This is a genomic window from Bacillus zhangzhouensis (genome assembly GCF_000715205.1).
Lineage (GTDB): Bacteria > Bacillota > Bacilli > Bacillales > Bacillaceae > Bacillus > Bacillus zhangzhouensis.
This window is the reverse complement of the sequence record NZ_JOTP01000020.1, coordinates 1-24442: the sequence shown is the minus strand read 5'-3', so window position 1 is coordinate 24442 and position 24442 is coordinate 1. Positions and strand designations below refer to the sequence as shown.

Sequence of the window (24442 nt, the reverse complement as noted above, 5' to 3'; positions counted from 1 at the left end):
GAACGTGGAGATTCAGTTTTTAGCAGGCAGATCGGGGAGTGGAAAAACGACTGCAATCTTAGAGGAGATGAAAGAACAGCTTCGGCTTGATCCGTTGGGTCCGCCAATCATTTTTTTAGTCCCGGATCAAATGACATTTTTAATGGAATATGAGCTTGCAAAAACGTCTGAAGCTGGAGGAATGATCAGGGCCAAAGTATTTAGTTTCACTCGTCTTGCTTGGTCTATTTTACAGCAGACTGGCGGAGCGAACCGGCAATTTGTTACAAGCACAGGGGTTCAAATGCTTTTAAGAAAAGTGATTGAAGAGCAGAAAGAAAAGTTTAAAGTATTCAAAAAAGCGAGTGATAAGCCGGGATTTGTTGAGCAAATAGAAAAAACGATGGCTGAATTCAAAAGGTACTGCATGTTACCGGAGGATATTGAAAAAATTTCAGCGTCCAGCATGCATTCAGAGTATACAGAAGAAAGACGGGCAGCCGAAAAATTGCATGATCTGCATGTTCTTTATCAGCAGATGGAGCAGCATTTACAAGATGAATATGTGCACTCAGAAGATTATTTGACACTTCTCACGCAGCAAATTCCTTTATCTGATGAACTAAAAGGAGCGCATATTTATATAGATGGTTTTTATCAGTTTACCCCGCAGCAGCTTCTCGTCATTGAGCAGCTTTTGCTGCATGCCACAAAAGTAACCGCTGCTTTCACAGTAGATCGTTCATATCATGACACGCAGCCGAATGAACTTGATTTATTTCGTATGACAGGTAAAACGTATTTTCAGCTCTATCAGCTTGCCAAAGAGTGTGGAGCGGCCATTTCTGAGAACATTTTGGAGGGAAATAAGCGGCATCTACATACACCAGATCTAGCTTATTTAGAAAACCAATATGAGCAGAGACCGCAGCAGCCGTATCAAGAAGAAACGCCTCATCTCACAGTATCTAAAAGTGCAAACAAACGGGCTGAAATTGAGGGAGTAGCGAGAGACATTCTTGATTTAGTGAGAGAGGAAGGCTTTAGGTTTCGAGATATTTCGATTGTTGCAAGACATGTAGACGACTATAAAGATACGTTAAAAGAGGTTTTTCGAGATTATGATATTCCTTTTTTTATTGATGGAAATGAATCGATGCAGTATCATCCGCTCATTGAATTGATTCGTTCGAGCATGGATGTCATAAAAGGGAACTGGCGGTATGAAGCGGTGTTTCGCTGTGTGAAAACAGAGTTCCTATTTCCGCTAGAACTCGCCAAAAACAAAGCGAGAGAACAGGCAGATCAGCTTGAAAACTATTGTATTGCTTATGGTGTAAAAGGGGAGCGCTGGACAAACGGCTCACGTTTTCATTACAGGCGATTCCAATCATTAGATGAAGATTTTGGACAAACAGATCAAGAAATTGAAATGGAACAAATGCTGAATGACGTAAAAGAATGGATTGTTCCCCCTCTTTTTCAATTGCAAAAAAGATTGAAAAAAGCACAAAAAGTGAGGGACATGGTGGAGGCCATCTATGTCTTTCTAGAGGAAATACAAGTGCCGGAAAAGCTTGAAAAGGTAAGGCTTGAGGCTGAAGAAGCAGGTAGATTAGCTGAAGCGATGCAGCATGGACAAGTATGGGGTGCTATTGTTCAACTAATGGATGAATTTGTTGAAATGCTCGGAGAAGAGGAGCTCTCATTTCCTTTATTCCAACAGATGATGGATACAGGTCTAGCATCTCTAAAGTTCGCTTTGATTCCGCCTTCACTCGATCAAGTATTTATCGGAAGTATGGATTTATCCAGAATGTATCAAGTGAAGTGCACGTTTATCATTGGTGTAAATGATGGCGTTATTCCGGCGCGGCCTTCTGATGAAAGTGTATTGTCTGAGGATGACCGGGAATGGTTAAAGCGAGCAGGAGCAGAGCTAGCAGAAACAGGAAAGGAACGGCTGCTAGATGAGCAATTTTTAATTTACCAATCGCTATCAAGTCCATCCCATCATTTGTATCTATCCTATTCAGCTTCAGATGAAGAAGGACGTTCTCTATTGCCTTCGACTTTCATCAAGTATTGCCAAGAGCTTATGCCACATCACCAGCATGCTCTTTATGTGTTAGATCCAGAACAGCTGGATGACAAGGATCAATTAAAATTTGTAGCGAATGAGCATGTCTCGTTATCCTATACTGTCTCGCAGCTGCAGCAATGGCTCAATCAATATCCCATCAGTGGCGTATGGTGGAGTGTATATAATAATTTAATGACATCACCCAATCGAGATGTATCAAAAAAGATCATGTCAAGTTTGTTTTTTACAAATAGAGCGAAGCGCTTAAAGCCAAATGTCACAAAAGAGCTTTACGGTGATCATATTCAAGGCAGTGTTTCAAGGATGGAGAAATTCAATGCGTGTGCATTTTCTCACTTTGCTTCCCACGGGTTAAAACTAAAGGATCGACAATTTTACAAATTGGAAGCACCCGATATCGGTCAGCTGTTTCACTCAGCGTTAAAACATATTTCAGATACGCTCATTGAGCAAAAAAAGGATTGGAAAAACTTAACGAAGGAAGATTGTGTCACCTACTCAAGACATGCAATTGAACAGCTTGCCCCGCGTCTGCAAAAGGAAATTTTATTAAGCTCTAATCGGCATGCTTATATTAAAGAAAAGCTTCAGAAGATCTTGATTCGCGTCTCTTCTATATTAAGTGAACATGCCAAATTGAGTGGATTTTCTCCAGTTGGGCTTGAGTTAGGTTTTGGAGGTCAAGGACCTCTGCCGCCGTTTACTTTTCAATTGAAAAATGGCTGCACGATGGAGCTTGTCGGAAGAATTGACCGAGTGGATAAAGCAGAAGGTTCAAAAGGGCTGCTTTTGAGAATTGTCGACTATAAGTCCAGCGAGAAAGGGCTTGATTTAGCAGAGGTATACTATGGCTTGGCCTTGCAAATGCTCACTTACTTAGACCTCACAATTACTTATTCTAAAGAATGGCTAGGCATGGAGGCGACTCCTGCTGGAATTTTATATTTCCATATTCACGATCCGCTCATTCAAGCGCCTATTCCGCTCGCAGAGGATGAAATTGAGCAGGAAATATTCAAGAAATTCAAAATGAAGGGTCTATTGCTTGAAGATGTAGAAGCAGTAAAACTAATGGATCAAACGCTTGAGTCAGGAAGATCCCAAGTCATTCAAGCGGGCTTAAAAAAGGATGGATCTTTCCGTTCGGATTCTGCAGTTTTAAGTGAAGATCATTTCCACATACTCACAAAACACGTTCGACGCACTTTTGAAGAGGCAGGGGAAAGAATTACAAATGGTGAGGTAGAAATTAATCCATATAAATTGAAGGATCAAACACCTTGCCGTTTTTGTTCATTCAAGTCTATTTGTCAGTTTGATGAATTAATAGAGGATAATGAATTTCGGGTGCTCACATCAGACAAAGATGATGTCATGATAGACCGGATCAAAAAAGAAGGGGATCAGTATGCAAATACCAAAACCGAATAACAGTACTTGGACAGATGACCAATGGGAAGCCATCGTTTCAGAAGGACAAGATATCCTTGTTGCGGCGGCGGCTGGGTCAGGTAAAACGGCTGTCTTGGTTGAACGGCTGATTCGAAAAATGACCCGGCCTGAGCAACCAGTTGATGTGGACCGTCTCCTCGTTGTGACTTTTACAAATGCATCTGCGGCAGAAATGAAGCACCGGATCACTGAAGCACTTGAAAAGGAATTATCAAAAAACCCTGGGTCCCTTCATATGAGGAGACAGCTGTCACTCATGAACCGTGCCAACATTTCTACCTTGCACTCATTCTGTTTACAAGTTCTGCGCACCTTTTACTATGAGATTGATCTTGATCCAGGCTTTCGTTTGGCCGATCAAACAGAAGGAGAATTATTAGGAGATGAAGTGTTAGACGAGCTGTTTGAAGATGAATATAAGGCTGGAAAGCCAGCATTTTTTGAATTAGTTGATCGTTACACATCTGACCGTCATGACTTAGATTTGCAGTGGCTCGTGAAGAGAATTTATGAATTTTCTAGGTCTCATCCTTCTCCTGAGCAATGGATGCGGGCATTCCTTTCTCTTTATGATGTGGATGCACAAACAAAAGTAGAAGAATTACCGTTTTATCCATATATCAAAGAGGATCTTTCTCTCGTTTTCCGGAGCTGTCAGGAGCTGCTCGAACGGGCTCTTACCCTATCGAAAGAGCCGGGTGGTCCAGCACCGAGAGCAGAGAATTTTATAGATGATTTAGAGCAAGTCAATGAATTAATCAGGCATCAAGATGATTTTGAAAAGCTCTATGAGCTCTTACCGAACATCAATTTTAAAAGGCTAAAGACGTGCAAAGGGGACGAATACGATCCTGTTCTGTTAGAAAAAGCCACAGATGCACGCAATCAAGCAAAAAAACAATTAGAAAAGCTAAAAGATGAATACTTTATGCGAAGTCCTGCACAGCATTTAAAAAGCTTGGCTGAAATGAAGCCAGTTGTTGAGACCCTTGTGGAGCTTGTCATCCAATTTGGAGAACGTTTCGAAAGAGCAAAACAAGAAAAATCAATCGTAGACTTTTCGGATTTAGAGCATTATTGCTTACGGATTTTAGCGAAGCAGGATGCGGAAGGAAATCTGATCGAAACAGAAGCAGCTAAATACTATCAACAGCAATTTGAAGAAGTGCTTGTTGATGAATATCAGGATACAAACCTTGTACAAGAAACAATTTTAAAGCTTGTGTCTAAAGGGGAACTTCCTGCAGAAGGCAACCTTTTTATGGTTGGTGATGTAAAGCAGTCCATTTATCGGTTTAGACTTGCTGAGCCGATGCTCTTTTTAAATAAATATAAGCAATTTAAAACAGACAGCAAAGACACAGGTAAAAGAATCGATTTAAATAAAAACTTCCGAAGCCGATCTGATGTTTTAGACAGTACAAACTTTCTGTTCAAACAGCTGATGGGGGAAACAGTTGGAGAAATTGAATATGATGAACAAGCTGAATTGAAGCTTGGAGCCAGTTATCCGCAAAGCGAAGATACAACGACAGAAATGCTCCTTGTCCATCTAGATCAACATGAAACGGAAAGCGATGAAGAACGAGAAGAACTAGAGACCGTGCAATTTGAGGCAAGGGTCATTGCAAAGAAAATAAAAGAATTGGTTGAACAGCCTTTTCAAGTGTACGATGCAAAACAGCAAATGACCCGCAACTTGCAATATCGAGATATCGTGATTTTGCTTCGCTCTATGCCGTGGGCTCCGCAAATGATGGAGGAATTAAAGAAGCAGGGAATCCCTGTGTATGCGAATCTTTCCTCAGGCTATTTCGAAGCAACAGAGGTGTCTGTGATTCTTTCTCTGTTAAAAGTAATCGATAATCCATATCAGGATATCCCGCTTGCAGCTGTTTTAAGATCACCTATTGTTCATTTAGATGAAAATGAAATGGCACTTATTAGAACGAGTGATAAAAAAGGAACTTATTATGATGCTGTGAAGGCATTCATGAGTGTAACCCATTCTGATCACCCTACATGTAAAAAACTAGAGAGATTCTTCCAATTGCTGCGTAAGTGGCGTGATTTCTCCATGAATCACTCGGTAGCAGAATTGATTTGGGAAGTGTACCGCGATACTCAGTATGTAGATTATGTTGGCGGGATGCCTGGTGGAAAGCAGAGGCAGGCGAATCTTCGTGCTCTTTATGATCGAGCAAAGCAGTATGAAAAGGCTGCCTTTAGAGGACTGTTTCGATTCCTTCGTTTTATTGAAAGAATGCAAGAGCGTGGAGATGATCTTGGAGCAGCGAAAACGTTCAGTGAAACAGAGGACGTTGTTCGTATGATGACGATTCACAGCAGTAAAGGTTTAGAATTTCCAGTTGTCTTTACTGCAGGACTCGGCAGGAACTTTAATATGATGGACTTAAACCAGTCCTACTTGCTCGATAAAGAACTAGGCTTTGGAAGCAAATATATTCATCCAGAGCTGAGAATTAGTTATGCGACATTACCGCTTGTGGCCATGAAAAAAAAGATGAGAAAAGAGTTATTATCTGAAGAGCTAAGGGTTCTATACGTGGCGCTTACAAGGGCCAAGGAAAAATTATTTCTTGTCGGTTCCGTCAAAAATCAGATGAAAGCATTAAGTAAATGGCAAAATGCCGCAAATGGAGAAGAGTGGCTCCTCCCTGATTTTGAACGATACCAAGCCAAAACTTACTTAGATTTTATTGGACCTGCTCTCATCCGTCATCAAGCGATGTCATCTATTTTAGAAGAAGCAGGCGATGTTGTTCTCTCGCATCCATCATTATTCACCATCTCATTTACTCAAGCCTCAGATCTTCTAAAAGAAGATGTGTCACTTGAAAAGAAGCAGCACGACGAAGTGATACAAGCGTTAATGGAAGGTCTTCCTGTTGAAGGACATGGTGATTATGAAGAGGAGGTTGCCGAGAGACTCTCATGGAAATACCCATATGTAGCGGCCTCACAAGTCGGTACAAAGCAGTCTGTCTCAGAGATAAAAAGGATGAAAGAAGTACAGGATGAGTACAGTGTTCCTGCTTCTATTCGAAAAGCTCGTGCAACCTTGTATGACAGGCCGGCTTTTATGAAGAAAAAAACACTCACTGCCGCAGAACAAGGTACTGCGATGCATACAGTCATGCAGCACATTCCGCTTCCTTCAGAAGAGCCTTATGATGAATCTCGTATCGAGCAGCTGCTCGATTCCTTAAAGCAGCGAGACTTACTAACAGATGAGCAAATCCAGTCTATTGATCGAGAAGGGATTATGTCCTTCTTTTCTACTTCTATTGGTCAAAAACTGCGGAAAGCGGACTGGGTGAAACGAGAAGTGTCATTTAGTATGATTTTACCTGTCAAAGAGGTGTACAGCCATATTGATGCAGAGGATGAACCTGTGCTTATTCAAGGAATGATTGATTGTTTGTTTGAAGCAGATGGAAAGCTTTATTTACTTGATTATAAAACAGATAGAGTGCAAGGCAGATATTCAGGCGGACTAGAGGTTGCCGAACCGATTTTGAAAAAGCGCTATGAAACCCAATTAGCGTTATACGCAGCAGCAGTAGAACGTTTAACAAACAGAACATTAGAGGAGAAGATTCTCTATTTCTTTGATGGGAATTTAGAAATTTCTTTATAAATGTATCGGAATGAGAGGTGAATCACATGAGGATTTTGCATACGGCGGATTGGCATTTAGGGAAAACCCTTGAAGGCCGAAGCCGGCTTGACGAGCAAGCTCAGTTTTTAGATGAGCTGTATCAAATCGTCAAAGACGAACACATTGATGTCATTGTGATGGCTGGAGATGCCTTTGATACAGTGAACCCACCTGCTAGAGCAGAGCAGCTTTTTTATGAAAGTCTGTCTGCATTATCTGATAAAGGAAAGCGTCAGGTTGTGGTCATCTCAGGTAACCATGATAATCCGGATCGCTTATCAGCCGCATCTCCTTTAACAAATGATCAGGGAATTCATTTAATTGGCTATCCGACAAATGACATCATCCGCGTCAATGTTCCTTCTTCAAGTGAACGTCTATCCATTGCAGCACTTGCTTATCCGTCCGAGGCGAGGCTAAATGAGGTGCTGGCTGAAACATTTGAAGAGAAACTGCTTCGTGATCATTATAATTTAAAAATACAACAAGCGTTTCAACATTTAAGTGCTCAATTCCAAGCTGATACGGTCAATATCGCAACGAGCCATATTTATGTGGCAGGAGGAAGCCAAACAGATTCAGAAAGACCGATTGAAGTAGGAGGTGCATATACTGTTGCGGCTGAAAGTCTGCCCGAGGCCGCTTGTTATGTCGCACTCGGTCATTTGCATCGTCCGCAAACAATCAAACGTGCCAAAACGATTGCCCGCTATTCTGGATCACCGCTTGCTTATAGCTTTTCAGAGTCAGGCTATGCCAAATCAGTCACCATTGTAGATGCAAAGCCTAATGAAAAAGCAAGCTGGAAAGAAGTGTTTTTATCAAGCGGTAAACCACTTGTGAAATGGAAGGCGACTGAGGGGCTGAGTCAAGTACACGAGTGGCTAGATGAGAAACGGGATCTTCATGCCTGGATTGATTTAGAGATTCATTTAACAGATCAACTGTCCATTGAAGAGATCCATCAGCTCCGAAAGCAGCATAGTGGTTTTGTCCACATTAGACCAAAGTTCAAAGAATTACAGCAAATGGAAGAACAAAAACAAGTGGAAAAGCTCTCAATCGAAGAGCGGTTCGTGAAATTTTATGAGCGTCAGACAGGAGGCGGTCTGCCTGATGAAAAAACAGTCAAGCTGTTTTTAGAGCTTGCCAATGAAATGCAAGAGGAGGAAGCGACTTGAAGCCGATCACGCTAACCATTAAAGGACTTCATAGCTTCAGAGAAGAACAAACCATTGACTTTAGCTCTTTATGTGAAGCGGGTGTGTTTGGCATTTTTGGACCGACAGGAAGCGGAAAGTCATCCATATTAGATGCCATGACACTAGCACTCTATGGCAAAGTCGAACGTGCGTTAAATAATACACATGGTATTTTGAACCAAGCTGAAGAAAAACTGTCGGTTTCCTTTACATTCGCTTTGCAAAAGGAGCATCACATTTCTTATAAAGTTGAACGTGCTTTCAAGCGGGCAGATGAAATGAAAGTCAGAACGTCATTATGCCGCCTGATTGAAATCAGTGATACGCAGACAGTTCTTGCAGATAAAGCGAGTGAGGTCAATCGTAAAATAGAAGAATTACTTGGATTAACAATTGATGACTTTACGAGAGCGGTTGTCTTACCACAAGGGAAGTTTGCTGAATTCCTTTCATTGAAAGGAGCCGACAGACGCCAAATGCTTCAGCGTTTGTTTAATCTAGAAAAGTATGGTGATCAGCTCGTTAAGCGTTTGCGTGCAAAGGCTCAGAACCGGTATGGGCAGAAAAATGAACTGCTGGCTGAACTGAATGGTTTAGGAGAAGCTGGCCCAGAGGCATTAGCAAAAGCGAAGGAAGCCGCTGAGCAGGCAAAGGTCATTTTTCTTGAGAAAAAACAAATGCGGGACAAAGCGTTAACTGCTTTTACAAAGGCACAAGCGATTTGGCAGTATCAAAAAGAACAAGAGGCGTATGAGACTGAACAAAACAAGCTCAACCTGTTGGTGCCAAAGATGGAAGAGAAAAAAACTCAACTCAACATCGCGGAGCAAGCAGAGACATTAAAGCCCTATGCGGATGCATTAACAAAGGCTGAACAGCAGCTTTCCCAAGCGTCAAATGAGAAGCAGGAAGCAGAAAAACTGTTACTTCATCAACGAACGATCTATGATCAAATGACGCAGGAATATGAGCGAGCGCGTCAGAAAAAAATAGAGACTGAGCCAGCGCTTCTTCAAAAGAAAGAACAGCTGATTCAGTTAAAGGAAATTGAACGGAAAAAAGAGGCGGCTCTTCAGGAAAAGACGGGACTCGAGCAGCAAAAAAATGAAAAAGCGCAGCAATTGATACAAAAAAAAGCAGAAGCAGAGAATCTCCAATCTCTATTAGAGCGTGCACTGACGAAACAAACACAGCTGAAGCGTGAGCTGGAGCAATTACAAGTCTCTGTAAAAGAGCGGAAAAGTGTACAGGAGGCTTTGCGTTTAAGTGAAAATGTGCAAAGAATCAATCAGAGCATTCAAAAGGAAGAACAAAAGATTGGGGAGCTAAAAAAGCGATCCTCACAGGCTGCAGAAGCTTATGAAAAGCTTCAAAAACAGCAAAAAGATTCTCATGAAAAAATAGACCAATCGTTTCAAGCGATTGAACAACTTTATTTTTATGTATGTGAATTTGAGCGAGCTCTTACAGAATGGAGTAAGAGAGAACAAAAGCAGAAGCTCGAAAAATTAAAACAGCGTGATGCTGTAAGGGCAGCAGAATTAAGAAAAGAATTAGCGGCAGAGCTAGTAGATGGTGAGCCATGTCCCGTTTGTGGGTCGATTCATCATGATCCAAAGGCTGCGATAGCCAATGACCATGAAGAAACTGTTGCCCAAATCGATGAAGTCATTCAAAGAATAGACAAAGAGCTCAAGCAAGCAGAGGAATATGCTAGAGACATGTATGCAGCAAAGCAGCTGCTAGAAACGCATGCCAATCAATTAGTAAAGCAGTTCGCCTTTTTATCTCAAAAAGCCCCCGGTGCGGAAGTAGCTGCAGCAGTAGAAACAGTGCAAAATCCGCAGTCCTTGCATCATCTGATTCAAGAATGGAAAGGCATGAAACAAGATATTCAAGAAGTTGAACGTAAACGTGCTCGTTTAATGGATGAAACCCATGATCAAGCAGCAGAGATGAGCAAAATGGCAGAGCAATTGACATTTGAACAGCAGCGTATTCAAGAATTAGAGGTGCTGATCAAGGAGCTTCAATCTGAGCTTTCAGAGCAAACAACACAATTTGAGCAGGCCTTCCCGCGCTTTACATTGAGCCAAGTGCAAGAGATGCAAAAGCAAATAGATGAAAAGGACCAACAAGCAGAAGGCTATAAAGAGCGTATTGAGAAAAGTATTTCGTTTTTAGAAGAAAAACAGCAGATAAAAGAGCAGCTGCAAACAACGATATACGATGTAGAGAAGGAGCTTGATAAACTAGCGCATCAGCTAGAAAGTCAGCAGAAGCTCATCCATCAGTATGAAACAGATATAGGACGATATCCATTAAAAGCAGCCTCTATTTCTGATGAACTCATCGAGGTTGAACAGTCTCTTGCTCATCTAAATGAGACAGAGCAGCAATCGTACCAGCAATTAAAGCATGCGCAGCAACTGTTTAGTGAGGCGCAAAGCCATTTTTCAAGCAGTGAGCGTCAACTCCAAGAGGCTAACCGGCGAAAACAAGAAGCTGAAGCAGCATGGCAAAAAGAAACAGAGTCTTCTCCTTTTCATAAGCCAGAGGAGATTGAGTCTGCTTTCATGGATCAAGCATTACGTCTTACGGTCAAACAGGAAATTGAGGAATTTGAGGATAAAAGAAAGCAATGTGCTGCAAACTTAAAGCGAATTTCTGAACAGCTGAAAGATGAGTCACTAGATGAAGAGCAGTGGACAGATGTTCAATTTAGAAAAGAAGCGGCAGAAAAGGAATTGGAAGAAGCGACAGTGATGAGCGGGTCTGCACATGAACACCTGCGTGTGATTGAAGAAAATCATCAGCGCTTTGCAAGTATTCATGAACGCTTGGAAGTACTGCAACAAGAAATTGATCGGCTTGATAAGCTGCAAACCGTTTTTAAAGGGAATACGTTTGTTGAGTTCTTAGCAGAAGAACAGTTAGAAAGTGTCAGCCGTGATGCATCAGCCCGTCTTGGCATTTTGACAAGACAAAGGTATGCAATTGAAGTCGACTCAGAAGGTGGCTTTGTGATGCGTGATGATGCCAATGGCGGTGTCAGACGCCCGGTGTCCAGCTTGTCTGGCGGAGAAACTTTCCTGACGTCATTGGCGCTTGCGCTTGCTCTTTCCGCACAAATCCAGCTGAGAGGTGAGTTCCCGCTGCAATTCTTCTTCCTTGATGAAGGATTCGGTACACTCGATCAAGACTTGTTGGATACGGTAATTACGGCACTAGAGAAACTACAGTCTCAAAATTTAGCAGTTGGTGTGATCAGCCATGTGGAAGAATTGAAGATGAGACTGCCGAAGAAACTGATTGTCCATCCAGCAGATCCAAGCGGGAAAGGGACAACGGTATCAATGGAATTAATGTAAATGTTGAGGTGATGACAGGGTGGCAAAGCAAACGATTGGATTATGTGAGCTGTGCGGAAGACAAGATGTCTTGCTCACGGAACATCACTTAACGCCAAGAGAAGAAGGTGGGGCATTTTTACCAACTGCCTTCCTGTGCATCCCTTGCCATAAACAAGTGCATGCCCTCTTTACAAACCAGGAGCTTGCCGCACGTTTGAACACGCTTGATGCGCTAAGACAAGATGAAAAGCTTGTTCCGTACATCAAATGGATTCGAAAACAGCCGGCAAGCAAGCTGGTCAAAACAAAAAAATCGAGACAACGCAGACAGAAATAAGCATAAAAAAGCACTCCTCTAAATGAAATGGGTATAGAGGAGTCGCTTTATGCATTGCCTACCATATTCTGATCATTTAAGTCAGGATCCACATAGTTGGTGGCGCTGATGCCATTATTTAATATCAAGAAATCTCCGGTATTCCCCGCTCCAGAGCCTAAAGCAGATTTTGACGAACTTTTAGGCGAAAGGTAAAATGAGTCACCGACGTTTACGACGCCTCCAGAAATAGAGTTAATGTAAATGGGTCCGACAATTGCTGGCATAATCGACATCCTTTATTCGAAGTCATATCACCATCATATGCGCAGGTAGGTCCACTTGTGAGTTTGGCGGACTTTCGTCGTTGCTAAATAACTCTCGAATATGCTTCACTCGCGCTATGCCATTCATTCTACAAGTAGAACCGATTTGATAGACAGAGGACGATGATACCCCTTCTACATGTATCGAAGAAACTTTAATCACAGGCTTTTCATGGTAAAATGCCGTTCTAACTGTTCGTTCTGGCAGCATCAATGGAATCGGCTCATAATACACTTCAAATTCTTTCGCATTTAAGTTTTCTGCTTCATAGCCATAAAACAAACTAAGCGTCCGTTGAACAGCTAACACCTTGACCTTCGGGCATAGCTCCTGTGTATCACCAATTTGAACGACACTCGAAATCCCGACAGAATTCACCTTCGAGAACTTCACTTGAGATGTGCGCTTAATCATTATCGAGGTGCCAGAGGAACAAACGGTCCAATGATAAGAGATTCTGGCGGTGTATCGAAAATCGAGGATAATTGTACATGGTCTGTGTCCCCGATGATGAATAGGGAAGAGGACGATACCCCAACTACTTTAATGCTTCCGGTCTCGATGTTGCGGTTGACAACTGTGAAATTCATCCGTTTTCCTCTCCTTTCGTTTCACTTGGAATATGGGCTAAAAAATGCTCAATCGCCCGCTTCACATCATGCTTCACATATTCAGCAATTTGCTCTGAACGCTGCAGCGGTGTCATATCTTCACGATGTGGCAGCTGTCCTGCATAGTATTTGATCCTGCTGTCAATTTGTTTTCGAATGTCCTCAATGATATGGTGTTTATTGCTTTCATCAAGAGAGCCTTCATATCGCTGCTCTAGTTCTTCAAGAAGTTCTGGTGCTTCTTCATTTAAGAATGCATCGACAAGCTGGCGTGTTTGATTGAAAAATTGATCAGCCATTTCTTGCTGCATCATTCCAATTCCCGGGGTTGTTGTTTGGCCCACTTCAAAATTTTGAACACTGTTTGGATCAGATGGATTGAGGCCGATATTCAATGTACCTTCCAGCCGCTCGATTTTCAGTTGATCAAATTGATAATCAATCCGTTCAATATTCGTTGTCGGTTTGTCTTTGATCATTTGCATTTCCTGCTGAAGCTCGTTAAGCCTTTTTTCAAGCATCATGATTTGCTGTGTTTGTTTTTGAATGATGCCATACACTTGTGAAGCGTTGCTTTGATAGTCATACATTTACATACACCTCCGGGGATTGCAGATGAACTTAAGTTGTTGGTGACTGAAGCGGTACAAAAGGTGCTGTGCTTGCGCCTTGAGATTCTTCAATTCCTTGTGAGCCTGCTGCGGCAGGTGCTGATTCTACGTAGCTGCCTGTGTTATACAGGTTGGAAAGCGCCTTGATTGATCCAGCACTCCCAATTTGCAGAACAGATGAGTTACTGACAGACTCCACGCGTAAATAATTAATTTGTATCGCTTGATTAATATAGAAGTTCAACGGATTCTCACTCCTTACAAGTTACCAACAAGCGGTTGATCAATGACATCACTGTCGTACGTATTTGTTACACTCTTATAGTTGCTGATGCGCAATTGATCACCAGTGTTAAAACTGCCTGCGCCAGCAAACGTTTTAACCTGACTATTTGGAGAAATGGTGATGCAGTCTCCAACATGAACGACTCCGCTCGTTCCGACGGCATTTACTTTAAAGGCTCCAACAATAGCCGGCATAGCGGTGCACATCCTTTATAAAATTAGGGCGCTTTGTTTTTGGGCGTTTCACCATAGCTTATGATGGGTCTTTTAATGTGTGATTGTCTTTTTAAAAGCTTTTGATGAGAGGAATGAGGTGTATGGTTTACCCTTTATTCGAGCATTCTTTAGAGGTGTATTTGATGCCTTTATTTAAGAGTGTGTCAAGCTCTTGACTGCACCTGATGGTTTCTTCAGCATTCATACCGAATTTTTTTGCAGTCTCAATTAAATGTAATCTTTTTTGTTCAATTTCATAATTGATCATAACGGACGCCAACTCTCACATTTTTTATCAAATAGAAGGATATGGTTAGTATACCCTATTTTTCTATAAAAAAAGCTGTTTCGTCAATATGAGTAATAAAGTGACAAAATTCGAAATCATCCTCACGTTCCCAATGTCTCTTTTCTAATCTCAGCCTGTAAATAACGTCGTCTTTTGTTGATATACTGCCGGATTAACTCTCTCTCTGACTGTAGTACTTCTTTTCGATCTTTCGTATATGGGTCGTCCCCGATGCGGTGCTCAATCGAGTCATGCCATTTCTCGATGATTGGACAGAGACGGTCCTGTGAAAAATGCGTATCTAGTACATGCTGGAAAAGAGCATAATAGGCTCTCTTGAACGAAGGAATATCTAGTAATCTAGCAGTTAATGTGTTAAATCCACTTACTGGGATATAATCGAACGCCATTTCTTCTCCATGAATGTCACGGCCCCATGTTGCATCATAATCCCAAGGAAGCACTTGAAACCTTCCTTGTTCATTCACATAAAGAGCGTAGTTATGAACAAAGCCATCAAAATTTTGGGTGCACACCACACCAATGAGCCAGCGGAAATATTGTGTCACATCAAGGTATTGCTCGATTTTTTCTGCAAATACGTCGTCTGTTGCTGTGTTGAGGAAGTAAATAAATTCGCTCAGTTGCTTGTCATGTCTTGATGTACCCGTTTTTTTCTCGTACCCGAGAAGAAGATGCTTTTTGGGCTTTTTATCAAACGAACTCAAAAGGGAGAAATTAGCGTCGTCATCTACTGCATAATAAATACCGCCTCCTGATAGCTGCCGTTTTTGAAGAAATAACTCATCGACGGATTCTATTTTTAAATAAATGCCCTCTTTTCTTCCATTAATGGTCAGGAATACATGAGAAGCAGCAGGGCTTAGCACCCCCATCTGCTCGAAGAAATAAAAGGACAGCCTGTTTCGAATAAAAGAAGGGTCATTGTACTCTGCATTTAAATGAAAGATGGATTCGCCTTGTCTTTGTTTTGGCTTTCGATATTCAATTTGATAGGACTTTTTCTTAAGCTTTCTAATGTGTGACCCGCGGTATGAAGCATAAATATGTGATTTGATTTGGCCTGTTTTCAGAATCGCCTCAACAGGTTCATCGTTCCAAATGTCTTTTTTTAATTCAATCAGGTCCTTAGGATGAATCCACATATCAAGTTGTTTTAAAGGTTCTGTGCTCATACGTTCATCAGCCTCCTATATGCTCTTCTTTACGATATGAAAATGAAGGAATGTCCTGTACCGGCTGGTAGGTGTTCATGGAGTTTTAAAAGAAAGAGGCATTCGTCACGAACACTTGTCTACCGAGTCTCGTAACATAAAGCAGAGAAGATAAGCAGCTTTGTCTGTTTGTTTTGTCGAAGCATAGACTGGGAGGGGAATTGTTCGTGAGTACATTTGATCATTCACACATTGAACATGCAGTGGATTCACTTCGAAGTGAGGGACGTGATCATCACTTAGATCGTGAACCAGAATCGAGACGTTCGCACAAATCAGCTCGTTCTCGTCATTCAAGTCGCCATCATTGGTTCTTTGGCGGATGCCGTAAATCACGCCGTAGCAAAAAAAGCTACAGAAGCTATCGCTCGAAGAAAAGCCATCGTTCAAAGAAAAGCTATCGCTCAAAGAAAAGCATGAAGAGTAAAAAATCTTACAGAAGCAAAAAGAGCGAACCGAAAAAGTCACACCGCAGCAAGCACAGATCTCATCATAAGAAAAGCTGCCGCAAGTCACATCGCAGCCATCGATCTAAGCGCTCTCATCATCACAGACGAAGTCATTCTTGCCGAGGATGCGGAAAGAAAAAGCACCATTCCCGAAGCAGAGGAAATGTTGATCGTAAATGGGATCAAGGGAATATGTGGGAATATCGACGCTACCGCTAAACATGAGGTCATCATTTTTGAAACCCTTTTTAAAAGAGAGTATGATAAAAAAGGGTTTTTTTTATTTCGTAGAGAAATAAAATGAGACATCATAACTTAGCGAAATGAAGATTGCGAGGGGAAGACATGAAGTTTTTTACAGGTGAGATACATAACAGGATGTTTATTGGGGTGGTCATTGATGATGAATGGGTGATGGACGTTAAAAAGGCAGAGGCTAAATTATTTGAGCTGGAGACATTGCCAAACTCTTTAGCTGAATGCATCAACATGGGGGACAAGTTTGTCGAACACGTCAGACAGCTTCTTGATTGGGCTGAGAAAAAAGAAGAAGACCGCGGCTCTTATGTATATCCGCTTTCGGGCGTCAAGCTCCATGCACCGATTCCAAAACCAGCTAAAAACATCATGTGTGTCGGAAAGAATTATCAAGATCATGTTTTGGAGATGGGAAGTGCTGCAGATATTCCTAAAGACGTGATGATTTTTACAAAGGCACCTACTTCAGTGGTTGGACACGAAGCGGACATTCTTCTTCATGAAGATGTGACAAGTGAATTGGATTACGAAGGTGAGCTTGCCATCGTCATGGGGAAATCAGGGAAGAATATTGCGCCTGAACAGGCCCGCGATTATATCTTCGGTTACACCATTTTAAATGATATAACGGCAAGAGATTTGCAGAAAAAACATAAACAATTTTTCATAGGCAAAAGCTTAGATACATCTTGTCCGATGGGACCTTATATCGTCCATAAGTCAGTGATCGAGGATCATGGAGCACTCCATGTGGAAACAAAGGTAAACGGAGAGGTTCGTCAGTCTGCCAGTACGGAATTAATGATCTTCCCAATTGAGGACATTGTTTCAACTCTTTCAAAAGGGATGACGCTAGAAGCAGGTGACATCATTGCAACGGGTACACCTTCTGGCGTTGGAAAAGGCTTTGAACCGCCAAAGTTTTTAGCTTCAGGAGATCAGATTGAAATCACGATTGAACCGATTGGGACGTTATCGAATCGCGTCAAATAAAGGGCTGTTGACACAGGATTGTCGCTTTGTGTTCGACTTATTTCGTGGTACGATGAGAAGGTACTTGTTCTGATAAAGGGGGAAATAACAGATGGGGACACATTTACATATTACAGCGTGGGTGCTAGGGATTATTTTATTCTTCGTGGCCTTTGCTCTAGCAGGTAAAAATGACAAAGGTGCTAAAATTGTGCACATGATCGTCAGACTACTCTACTTGCTCATTATTGCAACAGGCGTAGAGCTGTATGTTCGCACAGGAATGAAAATTCCAGGTTTCGGGGGCGAGTATATCGGCAAAATGGTACTCGGTATCCTTGTGATCGGTTTCATGGAAATGGTTCTTGTACGCAAGAAAAAAGGAAAATCAGTGACGGGTGTATTGATTGGTTTTATCGTGATTGCGATTGTGACCATTCTTCTTGGTTTACGTCTGCCGATCGGTTTCCATATCTTTTAATATAAAAAGGGCATTGCTTATAGGAAGCAGTGCCCTTTTTATGTGACATCAAACGTGGAAACCGACCGGTGACCGTCAGAAGTGGTCCATTCAAAACGCATTCGGCCGGCGGCAGGCTCATGGTGGCATTGAAGTGCTAGCGATTGTGTATCTGCTGAAAACTGAAAGAAAGAGACGCATTGAAAAGCATGAAAGGAGGAGAAGACACAATCGTAGACGGAAAAGCCCAGCTGTTCTACTTGTTCTATGATTTGATAAAAGACGTTTTCTGGTACGAACATGAGTAAGTCAAGCCAACCTTTGGCAAGAGATGCTGTATATTGAATCATTTCACCGCCTTGTACCTCCAGCAACTGCCCGTTTTCATGAAGAATCATAGACCCGAGCAATTCTCCTTTTGTCCATCGGTCATTTTCTTTCAAACAGATCATAGAGCTTTGAAGACTTTCTGGCAGCATGATCTCTCCTTCTTCATCTTCGATCAGACAATGCCCATTTTCAATCAGTAAATACCCGATACACCACCTTCTGCTAGAGCGCTCAAGATGCTTCATTCGTTTCTCCATTGACAAAAGCTCCTTTCCTCTTTCCTTTCTTACCAAATGATGCTTGTCCTATACGCCGGGAAAAAAGGACAAATCAACTATCAAGGAGACGATGCATAAACTAAGAAAGGCTGAATGAGAACACTTGATGAAAAACGGATGGGAGCTGATGATGATGTGTGGAATAACAGGCTGGGCAGACTTTAAAAAGCAGCTCATCCAACAGGAACATGTAATCAATCAAATGACAGATACATTATCTAAAAGAGGGCCAGATGATACAAATACGTGGAAAAATGAGCACGTTCTTTTTGGGCATAAAAGGTTAGCGGTTGTAGATATAGAAGGTGGAAAGCAGCCGATGACTTATACACATCAAAACCATGCTTATACGGTTGTATACAATGGAGAGCTCTATAACACGGAGGACATAAGAAAAGAATTATTAAAAAGGGGGCACCGCTTTCTTGGGCATTCTGATACAGAGGTTCTTCTTCACGCCTACACAGAATGGAAGGAGGAGTGTGTCACCCATTTTAATGGTATTTTTGCATTTGTGATCTGGGATAGTGAGCGTGAATTATTATTTGCAGGGAGAGACCGGCTCGGCGTCAAGCCATTTTTCTATACAGAACGTCATCATTCCTTTTTATTTGGTTCAGAGATCAAAGCCCTTCTTGCTCACCCTGATATGAAAGCAAAGGTTGATCATGAGGGGTTATCGGAGATCTTTGGCTTAGGACCGTCTAGAACACCAGGGCAAGGGGTATTTAAAGGTGTAAAAGAGCTGAGACCTGCACATGCTTTGACCTTTTCAAAAGATGGACTGCGTGTGTGGAGGTACTGGAATGTCAAAAGCGAACAGCATACAGACTCACTTGATGACACCGCTCAGCACGTCAAGCATCTCTTTACAGATGCTGTCACAAGACAGCTCGTCTCTGATGTGCCTGTTTGTACATTTTTATCTGGTGGCGTTGATTCTAGTGCCATTACCGCCATCGCCGCCAAGCACTTTGAGAAAATAGGGAAAGCGCCGCTTCATACGTATTCGGTTGATTACGAAGGAAATGACCAATTCTTTGAGGCAAGTCAATTCCAGCCGAATGCTGACGGTCCTTGGATTGATCAAATGACCAAAGCATTTCAAACGAATCACCACAGCAGTGTCATCGGGCAAAAGGAACTGGCTTCGTATTTGAAGGAAGCGGTTGAAGTTCGAGATTTACCGGGCATGGCAGATATTGATTCATCCTTACTTTGGTTTTGCCGAGAAATTAAAAAGGATTTCGTTGTCGGCCTATCAGGTGAATGTGCTGATGAAATATTTGGAGGCTATCCGTGGTTTCATATGTCAAATGAAACGAATGGTTTTCCTTGGATGAGATCGACTGAAGCCCGCACGCAGCTTCTTCAAGACTCGTGGCAAAAGAAGCTATCACTGAAGGAATATGCGCAAAGCAAATATGAAGAAACCGTGGCAGAAACACCTCTTTTAGATGGAGAAACTGGAGTAGATAAAGCCCGGAGAGAACTTTTTTACTTAAATATGATCTGGTTCATGACAACGCTGCTAGATCGAAAAGATCGAATGAGTATGGGCGCGAGCCTTGAGGTGCGTGTGCCATTTGCAGACCATCGCCTTGTCGAATATGTTTGGAATATTCCTTGGGAAATGAAAATGCATGGAAATCGTGAAAAAGGGGTTTTACGAAAAGCATTAGAGGGAATTTTACCGAATGAAGTGCTTTATCGCAAGAAGAGTCCTTACCCGAAAACGCATCATCCAGCCTATACCCAGGCTGTGAAAGAGATGTTAACAGATTGCCTTGCGCAAAAAGATTCTGTGCTTCATGAATTTTTAGATCCACATCAATTGAAACAGCTGATTGAAACTGAAGGGGCTTCCTTTCAAGTGCCTTGGTATGGCCAGCTAATGAAGGGCCCACAGCTAATCGCCCATCTGGCGCAGATTCATCACTGGTTTGAAACATATCGAATTGATATAGACGCGTAATAAAGGGTCGGCTTTCTTACACTTGTTGAAAGGAAGCTGGCTTTTTTGATACATAACATGAGACTTTTAGAGCACATCGAAAGTTGATCTAACCTTTCTAATTTGTATAATTAACTTAAAGTGAATTAATTTGGAGGAAAAAGGATAATGAAAATCATTGTGATCGGAGCAGGACCAGGGGGACTTGCGGCAGCTATGATGCTTCAAAGCAAAGGACATGACGTTCATGTATACGAAAAACAGCCCTTTGTTGGCGGACGTAACTCTAAGTTTCAACTTGGTGATTTCACGTTTGATACAGGTCCTACCTTTCTCAGCATGATTCATATTGCAGAGGAGCTGTTCACCTTTGCTGGCAAAAATCTTTATGACTATATCGATGTCATTGAATTAAAAGAAATGTATAGATTAATCTTTCAAGACGAGCAGCTTGATATGATTCGAGATCGAGACGAAATGTACAAACGGTTAGAAGCCTTTGCACCTGGTGAGGGCGAAGGATATGTACGCTTTATGAACGATACAAAGCGCAAAATGGACCGCCTTACGCCAATTTTACAAAGTAAAATGGATCGTTTTCATCATTATTTGCGTCCAAAGGTGATAAGAGCACTTCCGCAGCTTTCGTTAAATAAGAGTTTATATGATGTGCTCTCAGACTATTTCTCGAATGAGTCGGTGAAATATGCATTTACGTTTCAATCAAAGTATTTAGGAATGTCACCATGGGAATGCCCTGGAGCGTTTTCGATTCTTTCGTTTATGGAGCATGATACAGGCGTTTTCCATCCGAAAGGCGGCGTGAATCAGCTGTCAGAAGCGATGGCAAAGGCGGCGGTTGAATCTGGTGCAACCATTCATTTGTCATCTGGCGTCGAAAAGCTGATGACTGAAGGCAGGAAAGTAAAGGGCATTCGCTTAGAATCAGGGGAAGAAGTACACGCAGATGAGGTTGTCGTCAATGGAGACTTTGCATATGTGATGACAAAGCTGGTAGAGCCAGGTTTATTAAAGAAATATAGCGAAAAGAAATTGAAAAAGAAAAAATTCTCATGCTCCACCTTTATGCTTTATTTAGGATTAGATACAATTTATGATGAGCCGCATCATACCATCGTTTTTTCCGATGATTACGCTAAATTTGTCAAAGGGATTACGAAAACGTATGAGCTGCCAGATGACCCGTCCATTTATATTCAAAATGCAAGTGTAACAGATGACTCGCTTGCGCCAAAAGGAAAGTCAGCTCTTTATGTGTTGGCACCCGTTGCCAATAATCAAAGCGGTATTGACTGGGAAGCGCATCAAGATGAATTCAGAGAACTTGTGCTGGACACACTGGAGTGGAAAACCGGCTTTAAGAATATTAGACAGCATATAGATGTCGAGCGGATGATCACCCCGAAGCATTGGGAGGAAGACCTTTACGTATATGAAGGAGCTACATTTAACCTTGGCCATCAGCTTACGCAAATGATGGTGCTAAGGCCGCACAATGAATTTGATGAATTGAAGCACTGCTGGCTTGTTGGAGGAGGAACGCACCCAGGAAGCGGTTTGCCGACCATTTTAGAATCGGCACGCATCACGACAAATGCGATTCTCTCAAAAGAGAAACATACGCACAAAACGATGCCACATCACGAAAAGGGGAGCGCCTCATGAAGAAACATATATTGATTGCAGGTGGCGGTATTGGCGGAATGATCTCAGCGCTCTATTTAAAAAAAGCTGGACATGATGTCACCCTTGTCGAAAAAAATGAACGGCTTGGCGGTCGGCTTGCTTTTGTACGTGAGAAAGGATATAAAGTAGATGAAGGTCCGACCATTGTCCTACTTCCTGGAATGTTAAAAGGCATTTTACATGAGGTGGGAATTGACGAAACCTCTCTTGATCTTTTGCAGCTTGATCCGCTGTACACGATCCAGTACCAGGATGGAACCTCCTACACGAAGTACTCTGATTCACAGCGACAGTTAGATGAAATCAGACGTGTATTTCCAAAGGAAGATCAAGGGTTTCTGAAATTTATAGAAGACATGACGAATCGGTTTCAAGAAGGGCAGCAAGCTTTTCTAGAGAAATCGTTTCATGAAAAACGAACATTTTTCACAAAAGAAAACATGAAGATTTTGATGAAATTAAAAGCGTACCGAACGGTTCAAAGCGCTCTAAAAAAATACTTCTCAGATGAACGCCTGCGAGATGCATACGCACTTCAAACCCTCTATGTCGGCGGAAACCCATATGAAGCATCTGCTATTTATTCGCTTGTTTCATATAGTGAGCACGCACACGGAATCTACTATTTAAAAGGCGGATATGCCAGTTTAGTAGATATATTGGAGAGACAACTCATTGAGATGGGTGTGAATGTAAGACGAAATGAAGAAGTGACGCAATTGGAGTTTGAGGGCAAACGGGCGGTCAAGGCAAAAGTAAATGATGAACACATAGCAGCTGATGCCTTTGTGATCAACGGGGATTATCCAGCGGCGTTAAAACAGCTTGGTTTAGATGAACAAGACCGGCGTAAATACGTTCCATCCTCTGGCTGCGTGATGGTGTATCTCGGTTTAAATAAGGTGTACCATGAAGCACCTGTTCATCAATTTTTTATGGGAGAACACTTTGATCAGCATATGAAAGAGGTTTTTCAAACGAAAACAGTCCCTCAAGACCCGTCATTTTATACATTTAATCCATCCATCATTGATCCAACTCTTGCCCCAGAAGGCTGTAGTGTCTTGTATATGCTCATTCCTGTTCCTTCAGGAGATCACATCAACTGGGAAGAGGAGAAAGACTTTGTGGGAAACATGCTGAATCGTCTTGAGAAAAGAGGCTTTCCGCAATTGCGAGAGTCGATTGTATGGAAAAAGGTAAGAACACCAAATGATTCACTGCGAGAAGGATTGTTTGAGGGAGGCAGCTTTGGACTTGCACCTAATTTGTTTCAATCAGGCGTCTTTCGCCCGCAAGTGAAGGTGGCAGAGACAGACAATCTTTATGCGGTAGGTGCCTCCATTCATCCTGGCGGCGGGGTACCGATCGTCATGCAAAGTGCAAAGCTCATGGCTTCTGTGCTACTAAAAGATTTGAATGACAGAAAGGAAGTGAAGCTAAGTGGTTGATGTGCAAACAGCATTGAAAGTATGTGAAGAGACGATTCAAATCCATTCAAAAACGTTTTATCGCGCCTTTTCTATGCTGCCTAAAAAGAAAAGACAGGCAGTCTGGGCTGTTTATTCCTTTTGCCGGAGAGCGGATGACATTGTAGATGAGTCCCCTTCACCAAAAGAGGAGTTAGCATCCTTTCGGGAGGCGTTTGATCAATTCTTACATGGTGAGGTAGACCGGAATGATCCGATATGGGTGGCGCTAGAGCATACATTTCAGGAGTTTCGTATGGATGAAGCTCCGTTCCGTGACCTGCTCCATGGACAGGAGATGGATTTAGAGCATCAAAGATACGAAACGTTAGATGAATTGCTCATCTATTCCTATCATGTAGCGAGTACAGTTGGACTCATGCTGCTTCCGATTATTGCTCCCCGTAAAAAGGAACAACTCAAAGAAGCAGCCATTTCGTTAGGGATTGGCATGCAGCTCACCAACATCCTTCGTGATATTGGTGAGGATGCAGCTGAAAGAAATCGCATTTATTTGCCTAAGCAAGTGATGGATCAATTCGGCTATACAGATCAAGAATTGCAAGAAGGTGTGGTCAATCAAGCATTCCAGCACGTATGGGAGTACATTGCCTTTGAGGCAGAGGCGTACTATGAGGAATTTTTTGACCATCTTCATGAATTTCCACTTTATTCACGTATGCCGGTGAAAGCAGCTGCTCACTTTTATAAAGCCATTTTAGATAAAACAAGAGAAAATGAATATCGCGTCTTTACACAGCGCTCGTTTATTTCAAATCAGGAAAAAGCACTGATTTTAGAAGATATGAAGTAATAAAAGGACTGCATCCGCAGTCCTCAGATTGTAGAGAAACTCATGTTTTTATACAATCTTTTTTATTTTACTCGCAATGATGATGGATG

Annotated in this window: 21 protein-coding genes; 12 read left to right on the top strand and 9 right to left on the bottom strand. The window is 42.0% G+C overall.

All coding sequences use genetic code 11. The features are described 5' to 3' along the window. Nucleotides 1-4 precede the first annotated feature (4 nt). The 5 genes from addB to BA70_RS14400 are packed head-to-tail and all read left to right on the top strand — an operon-like array spanning nucleotide 5 to nucleotide 12109. The gene (gene addB, locus BA70_RS14420) at nucleotides 5-3514 is read left to right on the top strand and encodes a helicase-exonuclease AddAB subunit AddB (protein ID WP_034323600.1); all 3510 of its coding nucleotides are present in this window, start codon (nucleotides 5-7) and stop codon (nucleotides 3512-3514) included. Further along, the gene (gene addA / locus BA70_RS14415) at nucleotides 3492-7196 is read left to right on the top strand and encodes a helicase-exonuclease AddAB subunit AddA (RefSeq protein WP_034323597.1); all 3705 of its coding nucleotides are present in this window, start codon (nucleotides 3492-3494) and stop codon (nucleotides 7194-7196) included. Before addB ends, addA begins: the two co-directional genes overlap by 23 nt. A gap of 26 nt (nucleotides 7197-7222) precedes the next feature. Beyond that, nucleotides 7223-8398, top strand: coding sequence for an exonuclease subunit SbcD (gene sbcD / locus BA70_RS14410; RefSeq protein ID WP_034323594.1), 1176 nt, complete (start codon nucleotides 7223-7225; stop codon nucleotides 8396-8398). Beyond that, nucleotides 8395-11790: an exonuclease subunit SbcC gene (gene sbcC / locus BA70_RS14405; protein WP_034323591.1), complete on the top strand. Its 3396-nt coding sequence runs from the start codon at nucleotides 8395-8397 to the stop codon at nucleotides 11788-11790. Before sbcD ends, sbcC begins: the two co-directional genes overlap by 4 nt. Before the next feature lie 19 nt (nucleotides 11791-11809). After that, on the top strand, nucleotides 11810-12109 hold the full coding sequence (locus tag BA70_RS14400; protein ID WP_034323589.1) for an HNH endonuclease family protein: 300 nt from the start codon (nucleotides 11810-11812) through the stop codon (nucleotides 12107-12109). Between the two features lie 47 nt (nucleotides 12110-12156). Here BA70_RS14400 and BA70_RS14395 read toward each other — a convergent pair whose 3' ends face one another. The 8 genes from BA70_RS14395 to BA70_RS14360 form a co-directional block, all read right to left on the bottom strand. After that, complete coding sequence (locus BA70_RS14395; RefSeq protein WP_003211468.1) at nucleotides 12157-12375, bottom strand: spore germination protein; 219 nt, start codon at nucleotides 12373-12375, stop codon at nucleotides 12157-12159. Between the two features lie 22 nt (nucleotides 12376-12397). Then, nucleotides 12398-12829: a spore germination protein GerPE gene (locus tag BA70_RS14390; RefSeq protein ID WP_034323588.1), complete on the bottom strand. Its 432-nt coding sequence runs from the start codon at nucleotides 12827-12829 to the stop codon at nucleotides 12398-12400. Then, nucleotides 12829-13005 (bottom strand): germination protein GerPD, encoded by a 177-nt coding sequence (locus BA70_RS14385; protein ID WP_003210893.1) that lies wholly within the window; start codon nucleotides 13003-13005, stop codon nucleotides 12829-12831. The genes BA70_RS14390 and BA70_RS14385 overlap by 1 nt, the downstream gene beginning before the upstream one ends. Further along, nucleotides 13002-13616 carry a spore germination protein GerPC gene (locus BA70_RS14380; RefSeq protein ID WP_034323587.1) on the bottom strand — a complete coding sequence of 205 codons (615 nt, stop codon included), beginning with the start codon at nucleotides 13614-13616 and terminating at the stop codon, nucleotides 13002-13004. The genes BA70_RS14385 and BA70_RS14380 overlap by 4 nt, the downstream gene beginning before the upstream one ends. Before the next feature lie 31 nt (nucleotides 13617-13647). Beyond that, on the bottom strand, nucleotides 13648-13881 hold the full coding sequence (locus tag BA70_RS14375; RefSeq protein WP_034323585.1) for a spore germination protein GerPB: 234 nt from the start codon (nucleotides 13879-13881) through the stop codon (nucleotides 13648-13650). Between the two features lie 14 nt (nucleotides 13882-13895). Beyond that, nucleotides 13896-14117 (bottom strand): spore germination protein, encoded by a 222-nt coding sequence (locus tag BA70_RS14370; RefSeq protein ID WP_003211745.1) that lies wholly within the window; start codon nucleotides 14115-14117, stop codon nucleotides 13896-13898. Nucleotides 14118-14244: 127 nt separating this feature from the next. After that, complete coding sequence (locus BA70_RS14365; protein ID WP_008355160.1) at nucleotides 14245-14406, bottom strand: aspartyl-phosphate phosphatase Spo0E family protein; 162 nt, start codon at nucleotides 14404-14406, stop codon at nucleotides 14245-14247. A gap of 122 nt (nucleotides 14407-14528) precedes the next feature. After that, nucleotides 14529-15623: a CotH kinase family protein gene (locus tag BA70_RS14360; RefSeq protein WP_034323582.1), complete on the bottom strand. Its 1095-nt coding sequence runs from the start codon at nucleotides 15621-15623 to the stop codon at nucleotides 14529-14531. Between the two features lie 206 nt (nucleotides 15624-15829). Here BA70_RS14360 and BA70_RS19615 point away from each other — a divergent pair, with 206 nt between their 5' ends. The 3 genes from BA70_RS19615 (at nucleotide 15830) to BA70_RS14345 (ending at nucleotide 17822) form a co-directional block, all read left to right on the top strand. Continuing rightward, nucleotides 15830-16330 carry a CotG/ExsB N-terminal domain-containing protein gene (locus BA70_RS19615; RefSeq protein ID WP_078061734.1) on the top strand — a complete coding sequence of 167 codons (501 nt, stop codon included), beginning with the start codon at nucleotides 15830-15832 and terminating at the stop codon, nucleotides 16328-16330. A gap of 126 nt (nucleotides 16331-16456) precedes the next feature. Then, on the top strand, nucleotides 16457-17362 hold the full coding sequence (locus BA70_RS14350) for a fumarylacetoacetate hydrolase family protein (RefSeq protein ID WP_034323579.1): 906 nt from the start codon (nucleotides 16457-16459) through the stop codon (nucleotides 17360-17362). Nucleotides 17363-17453: 91 nt separating this feature from the next. Next, a complete protein-coding gene (locus tag BA70_RS14345; protein ID WP_034323576.1) occupies nucleotides 17454-17822 on the top strand; it encodes a YisL family protein in 369 nt (122 codons plus the stop codon). A gap of 38 nt (nucleotides 17823-17860) precedes the next feature. Here the strand turns inward: BA70_RS14345 and BA70_RS14340 are convergent, their stop codons facing one another. Further along, the gene (locus BA70_RS14340; protein ID WP_034323574.1) at nucleotides 17861-18388 is read right to left on the bottom strand and encodes a DUF2777 family protein; all 528 of its coding nucleotides are present in this window, start codon (nucleotides 18386-18388) and stop codon (nucleotides 17861-17863) included. 154 nt (nucleotides 18389-18542) lie between these two features. Here BA70_RS14340 and asnB point away from each other — a divergent pair, with 154 nt between their 5' ends. The 4 genes from asnB (at nucleotide 18543) to BA70_RS14320 (ending at nucleotide 24353) form a co-directional block, all read left to right on the top strand. Next, nucleotides 18543-20384 (top strand): asparagine synthase (glutamine-hydrolyzing), encoded by a 1842-nt coding sequence (asnB, locus tag BA70_RS14335; protein ID WP_034323676.1) that lies wholly within the window; start codon nucleotides 18543-18545, stop codon nucleotides 20382-20384. A 147-nt stretch (nucleotides 20385-20531) separates the two neighbouring features. Then, nucleotides 20532-22049: a phytoene desaturase family protein gene (locus BA70_RS14330; protein ID WP_034323571.1), complete on the top strand. Its 1518-nt coding sequence runs from the start codon at nucleotides 20532-20534 to the stop codon at nucleotides 22047-22049. Continuing rightward, nucleotides 22046-23521, top strand: coding sequence for a phytoene desaturase family protein (locus BA70_RS14325; protein ID WP_034323569.1), 1476 nt, complete (start codon nucleotides 22046-22048; stop codon nucleotides 23519-23521). Before BA70_RS14330 ends, BA70_RS14325 begins: the two co-directional genes overlap by 4 nt. Beyond that, nucleotides 23514-24353 carry a phytoene/squalene synthase family protein gene (locus BA70_RS14320; RefSeq protein WP_034323566.1) on the top strand — a complete coding sequence of 280 codons (840 nt, stop codon included), beginning with the start codon at nucleotides 23514-23516 and terminating at the stop codon, nucleotides 24351-24353. The genes BA70_RS14325 and BA70_RS14320 overlap by 8 nt, the downstream gene beginning before the upstream one ends. The last annotated feature ends 89 nt before the right edge of the window (nucleotides 24354-24442 follow it).

What these genes read in the sequence shown, in the direction of transcription:
- addA (WP_034323597.1), top strand. Translation starts at nt 3,492, where the DNA reads ATGCAAATACCAAAACCGAATAACAGTACTTGGACAGATGACCAATGG.
- sbcD (WP_034323594.1), top strand. Translation starts at nt 7,223, where the DNA reads ATGAGGATTTTGCATACGGCGGATTGGCATTTAGGGAAAACCCTTGAA.
- BA70_RS14395 (WP_003211468.1), bottom strand. Translation starts at nt 12,375, where the DNA reads ATGCCAGCAATTGTCGGACCCATTTACATTAACTCTATTTCTGGAGGC.
- BA70_RS14390 (WP_034323588.1), bottom strand. Translation starts at nt 12,829, where the DNA reads ATGATTAAGCGCACATCTCAAGTGAAGTTCTCGAAGGTGAATTCTGTC.
- BA70_RS14385 (WP_003210893.1), bottom strand. Translation starts at nt 13,005, where the DNA reads ATGAATTTCACAGTTGTCAACCGCAACATCGAGACCGGAAGCATTAAA.
- BA70_RS14380 (WP_034323587.1), bottom strand. Translation starts at nt 13,616, where the DNA reads ATGTATGACTATCAAAGCAACGCTTCACAAGTGTATGGCATCATTCAA.
- BA70_RS14370 (WP_003211745.1), bottom strand. Translation starts at nt 14,117, where the DNA reads ATGCCGGCTATTGTTGGAGCCTTTAAAGTAAATGCCGTCGGAACGAGC.
- BA70_RS14365 (WP_008355160.1), bottom strand. Translation starts at nt 14,406, where the DNA reads ATGATCAATTATGAAATTGAACAAAAAAGATTACATTTAATTGAGACT.
- BA70_RS14360 (WP_034323582.1), bottom strand. Translation starts at nt 15,623, where the DNA reads ATGAGCACAGAACCTTTAAAACAACTTGATATGTGGATTCATCCTAAG.
- BA70_RS14350 (WP_034323579.1), top strand. Translation starts at nt 16,457, where the DNA reads ATGAAGTTTTTTACAGGTGAGATACATAACAGGATGTTTATTGGGGTG.
- BA70_RS14345 (WP_034323576.1), top strand. Translation starts at nt 17,454, where the DNA reads ATGGGGACACATTTACATATTACAGCGTGGGTGCTAGGGATTATTTTA.
- BA70_RS14340 (WP_034323574.1), bottom strand. Translation starts at nt 18,388, where the DNA reads ATGGAGAAACGAATGAAGCATCTTGAGCGCTCTAGCAGAAGGTGGTGT.
- asnB (WP_034323676.1), top strand. Translation starts at nt 18,543, where the DNA reads ATGTGTGGAATAACAGGCTGGGCAGACTTTAAAAAGCAGCTCATCCAA.
- BA70_RS14330 (WP_034323571.1), top strand. Translation starts at nt 20,532, where the DNA reads ATGAAAATCATTGTGATCGGAGCAGGACCAGGGGGACTTGCGGCAGCT.
- BA70_RS14325 (WP_034323569.1), top strand. Translation starts at nt 22,046, where the DNA reads ATGAAGAAACATATATTGATTGCAGGTGGCGGTATTGGCGGAATGATC.